This is a genomic window from Moorena sp. SIO4E2 (genome assembly GCF_010671945.1).
Taxonomy (GTDB): domain Bacteria; phylum Cyanobacteriota; class Cyanobacteriia; order Cyanobacteriales; family Coleofasciculaceae; genus Moorena; species Moorena producens.
The window spans coordinates 1-4,633 of record NZ_JAAHIE010000545.1 but is presented as its reverse complement, the minus strand read 5'-3'; the positions used below and the strand labels follow the sequence as shown (position 1 = coordinate 4,633).

The window sequence follows — 4,633 nt, the reverse complement described above, 5'->3', positions numbered from 1 at the left end:
TCAATTGCTATGTCTAGTTGACCACTGTCTCCTAGTTGTCTATAATAATCTTTAGGAAGTTCATGAATAGCTGACGGCATCAGGTCATGAACCTCTCGCACATTTTGGGGGATAAATATCGTCCAGAGTTTTAGTTCGTTATAGGCACAAGCATTGGTATCTAAACTATCCAAGCCCAGATTACCGTAACGCTCTAGGAGTGCTTCTTGATAGGTGCTTAAGTCAAAGTCTGGGATAATGCCTGCGGTAGCTTTAGTGTTTTCTGCGATCGCGTAGCGTAGCCCTTCGGGCTAATCGCATCCAAGGTTTGGGAATCTCGGATAGGCCGTAACTGATCCGACTCCCGGATGATAGTGTGTACTTGCTTGAGATACTGTCTAGCAATATACTTCCAACGAAATTCTTCTGGTAATGGTAATAACTTAAGCTCAATCCAAGTCTTGGTTAATGTCTCGGTATCTATGTGTTGACAGCCATATTTAAACGCACTTCCTAGGATAGCTTTAATGGATTTGTTTTTAATATACTGCTTGAGGGGTTTAGTATACTGTTTTAATTCTTGCTTGGATAACTCAGCATCTTCCAATTCTCTTTCAACTAAGGCTACAAATTCTTTTAAAGCTTTACCGAAGAGTTTTTTCTGGGTATTTTGATCCGATAGTCCAGTATAGTCTTTGATGGATTCTTTGAAAAAATCTTTGGTGTAGTCTTCTAGAGCTTCTTTGGCCAAGGGACCGATCACTTCTTTGGCGAGATAGCCACCGGCACTAGAAATTCCCCAAACTGCTAACCAATCCAGCATGATATTGGTATTTGTTTTTTAGTTTATCTATTAGTATAGAGCAAAGGGAAAAGGGAGTAGGGAGTAGGGAGTAGGGAGTAGGGAGTAGGGAGTAGGGAACTTCGGATCTGGGAACAGCGGATCTGGGAACAGGGAGCACAGCTGATGGCTGACAGCTGACAGCTGACGGCTAAATGCTTACCGACAGTTGCTAAAATCAAAATCATGAGTCGGAAAAAATTGAGGTAATCTCATGTCTGTTGCCAAACCCTTATTTGAGCAGGTTATTCTCCCTCATCCGGCCAAAGAAACCCTGCCCACCATGTATGATTTACCCAGTGAAGATCCCGAGGAACCGGGTTTGCCTGACGAATTTCATCTTTGGCAACCACAACTGTGTAGTGAGACCTTTCGCCCTCCCAATTATGAGAGCGATCGCGTTTTTGTGGCCAGTGACTTAAATTTATATTATGACCCCAACCATACCGCTTGGTACAAACGACCGGATTGGTTTGCTGTAGTGGGGATTTCCCGATTTTACCAGGGACGAGAGCTCAGAATGAGTTATGTGATCTGGCAAGAAGACGTCAGACCAATTGTGGCCATAGAGTTGCTCTCTGCCAGCACCAAAGATCAAGACCTTGGTTACAGTGAACGAACGGGAGAACCACCAACGAAATGGGAAGTGTACGAGCAAATTTTAGCGATTCCCTACTATGTTACCTTTGACCGAGTCAGTAACGAATTACAACTTTTTAAGTTAGATGGCGGCAGCTATCAACCACAAACATTAGACAATTCCCAATTTTGGATGCCTGAGTTGCAATTGGGTTTAGGACTATGGCTTGGTCAATATCGGGGATTGAATCGGTTGTGGCTACGTTGGTATGATCAACAGGGAAATTGGATTCCTACTGAGGCAGAACTTGAACGTCTTCGAGCTGAACAGGAACGGCAACGAGCTGAACTGGCTCAACAACGAGCTGAACAGGAACGTCAAGAGAAGGAACTGGCTCAACAACGAGCTGAACAGGAACACCAACGAGCTGAACAGGAACACCAACGAGCTGAACAATTAGCAGAACGGTTACGACAGATGGGTATTAATCCCGATGAAATTTAACCCCTGTCTGAGTTGGTGGGTGTATCTCATTAAAGCTGTTTGACCCGGTGGTGGGTTAGATTATGTTCGGATAATTGGGGACAATACTGATAGATTGGCAATCTTTTTCAGTGCTACTGATACTGACGATAATTCCTTAAACGCAGTGCATGGCGAAAATTCGGAAAACCGTTGTGAACACGATTGGGTTAAATCCAGATTACCTGATTCCCGTTCCCAAAGAGACGATTCCGAAAACAGGGATCGGCAAAATTCAGCGCCAGGAATTGAGAAAAAGATTTGAGGCTGGTGAATTCCATGGCTTCTTTTGAAAGGCTGAAGTCAGGAGTCAGAAGTCATAATTTCAAATACCTCCTGTTATCTGATCGCGTTTTCCATACCTATGAGGTACACAGGATTTTTTACCTGTTCCCTGTTCCCGATTCCCGATTCCCGATTCCCGATTCCCGATTCTGCAACCACCATTGACCTCAAAGCCCTTAGATGCTTTCTCCAGCAGTAGCCTTCCTTTTAAGACGCAGGCTGACCCAGATCATTTGCTTGAGAGGTAAAGGAACCTCTGGGTGCAACCCTTCCGCAATTTCTTCAAAAGTTTTAATTGACCCAGGATAAACAAAAACTGGCCATCCTTCTTTAGCAAGGCAGGTAAACACAGCTGACTCTTCCAGCAGGTAGGTGATCGCCAGGTGCTTTTGCCTTTGGAGAAGCTGCTCTACTTCCTCTTCTTCTGACTGTTCCCCCCGATTAAGATAGGTTTGGGCAAAGGAGTTGACCATCTTTTGAAAAGATTCATCCTGTTGATAAAGACCCTGAAAGTCTTTGTAATACATCTCAAATTCTGATTGCTTCTCTATTTGGGAAGCCATCTGGAACTGGAATTGACAACTTCCACAGTATTGCTGGAACAAGAAACGGTTTTGATTAATAAAGGTCTCTCCAGTGCGAATTGCCTCCAGCCAAGCTTCATCCCCTTTAAGTCCCTGTCTAACTTCGATTGTCAGTCGATATAAACTGTCCCCAACTAATACTAGGCAAGCTTTGAATTGTTCGCTAATCCATTTTATCAAGGCTTCGATTCGCTCACTATAAACAAAGTTTTTACTTCCCAGACTGATCATGAAAACACACTTTTGATAATCAGACAGGGAGCTACGTAGGCGAGCAGGAGAGACCTTAGCCAAACTTACCTTGTACTCATAAACTTGGGTGATATTGGCAGTAGATTGGGTCAACTTTAAGTCGCGTCTCTTAAGATCGATCGCTTTGCTTATTTTCGATTGAAGCAACTTCAATTGCTCTAGTGAAAGCTGATTCCAGTCAAAATTTTCCATGATCGTTTCTTCGTCCCTGTGGCTACTCATTCTTTTAGATGTTCTTGGCGGCAATCTGGTAAACTGTCAGTAAAACAGTAGGGTGCGTTAGGGACGGGATCACCCTACTGTTTTGGGTAGCCAGTGTTGGGAAAGTCCGTCCCGTAACGCACCATCGGGTCAAACAGCTTTAATGAGATACACCCGAATTAAACGTCGGTTTCAAACAATGCAAGGCGCAATCGCTCCGCTGAATCTTCCAGTTCGGCCAGGGACTCCAGGCTAACCGCCACGCTGCGTTCAATCCCTAAAATTTCTGCCGCTTTAGCCACAGATGCTTTTTCTTTGTCATGGTAATTACCATCGGCTCGACACATCTTGATCCCTTGGTACAAAAGGGTTCGACGAAAATTCAGAGGAAAGTCATACTTGAGACTACTCAATAGCTCCTCAACTTTAGCATTTTTCCAATCGAATTGGCGGAGCGCTTCAATGTATTCTTTTTTTTCTTCAGATTCGACTAGCAACATTTCCTGTTCATCAATATACCACTGTAATTCTGCTTCTGCCAATTCCCCATCCGCTCCAGCAATTGCCATTAAGGCACCGCTGTAATTCACGCCTACCTCAAAATCAACTGGTTGAGTAATGTTATATCTATTTTGAGCATATGGGGTCACCTGAAGACTTTTTCCACTTGTCATAGTTTTACTCTCTGTTTTTGATATAGGTGTTTTGAGCAAGTTTATTATACCACAAGATAAATTGATGGGAGCATGGGGTAAACCCCCTGTTTTTAAAGGTTATAAAACTCAATACTTTTTTGAGGTTAATCACCTGTAGTTTGAGAAGATTATCAATAAAATTATCTAGTAATAGATAATATAAAACTGTACTAAAATCACAGACTATTTGTTAAATCTTGCTTAAATATTTATTTCTGTAAAACGGGCATCTTGGTGGAACAGACATCTTGCCTGTTTCCTGTCCCAAAATTTACTGATTGCTGACGGCTGACGGCTGACGGCTTACCCCATTAGCCACAGGTACCTGTTGGGTAATACAATGAATTCCTCCTCCACCTTCAGCCAGAATCAGACTATTTACACCAACAACCTTCCGCCCAGGGAAAACCTCACGCAGAATAGCAAGGGGAGCATCATCTTGGCTGGAGTCACCAGCAATCGGAACGATTACCGCACCATTAGCAATGTAAAAATTCATGTGAGCAATATCTAAGCCAAGAGGAATCTCAACAATCTCAAACTTACGTCCACGAGCATCAGTACTTTGTTGTAATCGATGCTTAGCATCCCGACAAATCTTGTAATTTGGATCATTAGCATCATCAGTGCTATGGAGTAAGACCAATCCAGGTGCGGCAAATGCGCAAATGCCATCCACATGTCCATCTGTCAC

Annotated in this window: 8 protein-coding genes; 2 read left to right on the top strand and 6 right to left on the bottom strand. The window is 43.3% G+C overall.

All coding sequences use genetic code 11. From position 1 onward, the window contains the following. From F6K37_RS45775 to F6K37_RS32630, 3 genes are all read right to left on the bottom strand, one after another. The coding region (locus F6K37_RS45775; protein ID WP_502887793.1) for a hypothetical protein at positions 1-236 on the bottom strand (236 nt) is incomplete at its 3' end. Continuing rightward, positions 218-802 carry a hypothetical protein gene (locus F6K37_RS32635; protein WP_287254792.1) on the bottom strand — a complete coding sequence of 195 codons (585 nt, stop codon included), beginning with the start codon at positions 800-802 and terminating at the stop codon, positions 218-220. The genes F6K37_RS32635 and F6K37_RS45775, both read right to left, overlap by 19 nt. 23 nt (positions 803-825) lie before the next feature. Beyond that, positions 826-1,008: a hypothetical protein gene (locus tag F6K37_RS32630; RefSeq protein ID WP_131827218.1), complete on the bottom strand. Its 183-nt coding sequence runs from the start codon at positions 1,006-1,008 to the stop codon at positions 826-828. Between the two features lie 26 nt (positions 1,009-1,034). Between F6K37_RS32630 and F6K37_RS32625 the strand changes: the two genes are divergently transcribed. Continuing rightward, entirely contained in the window at positions 1,035-1,904 is an 870-nt protein-coding gene (locus F6K37_RS32625) for a Uma2 family endonuclease (protein ID WP_008190831.1), read from the top strand. Positions 1,905-2,053: 149 nt separating this feature from the next. After that, positions 2,054-2,215: a hypothetical protein gene (locus F6K37_RS32620; protein ID WP_229420232.1), complete on the top strand. Its 162-nt coding sequence runs from the start codon at positions 2,054-2,056 to the stop codon at positions 2,213-2,215. 168 nt (positions 2,216-2,383) lie between these two features. Here F6K37_RS32620 and F6K37_RS32615 read toward each other — a convergent pair whose 3' ends face one another. The 3 genes from F6K37_RS32615 to F6K37_RS32605 all read right to left on the bottom strand — a co-directional run. Then, positions 2,384-3,265 carry a tRNA-dependent cyclodipeptide synthase gene (locus tag F6K37_RS32615; protein ID WP_287254789.1) on the bottom strand — a complete coding sequence of 294 codons (882 nt, stop codon included), beginning with the start codon at positions 3,263-3,265 and terminating at the stop codon, positions 2,384-2,386. Positions 3,266-3,423: 158 nt separating this feature from the next. Next, a complete protein-coding gene (locus F6K37_RS32610) occupies positions 3,424-3,918 on the bottom strand; it encodes a tellurite resistance TerB family protein (protein WP_071106672.1) in 495 nt (164 codons plus the stop codon). 292 nt (positions 3,919-4,210) lie between these two features. After that, the coding region (locus F6K37_RS32605) for an agmatine deiminase family protein (RefSeq protein WP_287254787.1) at positions 4,211-4,633 on the bottom strand (423 nt) is incomplete at its 5' end.

Excerpts from the sequence above, each read along its gene's own strand:
- F6K37_RS32620 (WP_229420232.1), top strand. The coding sequence starts at position 2,054 with ATGGCGAAAATTCGGAAAACCGTTGTGAACACGATTGGGTTAAATCCA.
- F6K37_RS32630 (WP_131827218.1), bottom strand. The coding sequence starts at position 1,008 with ATGATTTTGATTTTAGCAACTGTCGGTAAGCATTTAGCCGTCAGCTGT.
- F6K37_RS32615 (WP_287254789.1), bottom strand. The coding sequence starts at position 3,265 with ATGAGTAGCCACAGGGACGAAGAAACGATCATGGAAAATTTTGACTGG.
- F6K37_RS32635 (WP_287254792.1), bottom strand. The coding sequence starts at position 802 with ATGCTGGATTGGTTAGCAGTTTGGGGAATTTCTAGTGCCGGTGGCTAT.
- F6K37_RS32610 (WP_071106672.1), bottom strand. The coding sequence starts at position 3,918 with ATGACAAGTGGAAAAAGTCTTCAGGTGACCCCATATGCTCAAAATAGA.
- F6K37_RS32625 (WP_008190831.1), top strand. The coding sequence starts at position 1,035 with ATGTCTGTTGCCAAACCCTTATTTGAGCAGGTTATTCTCCCTCATCCG.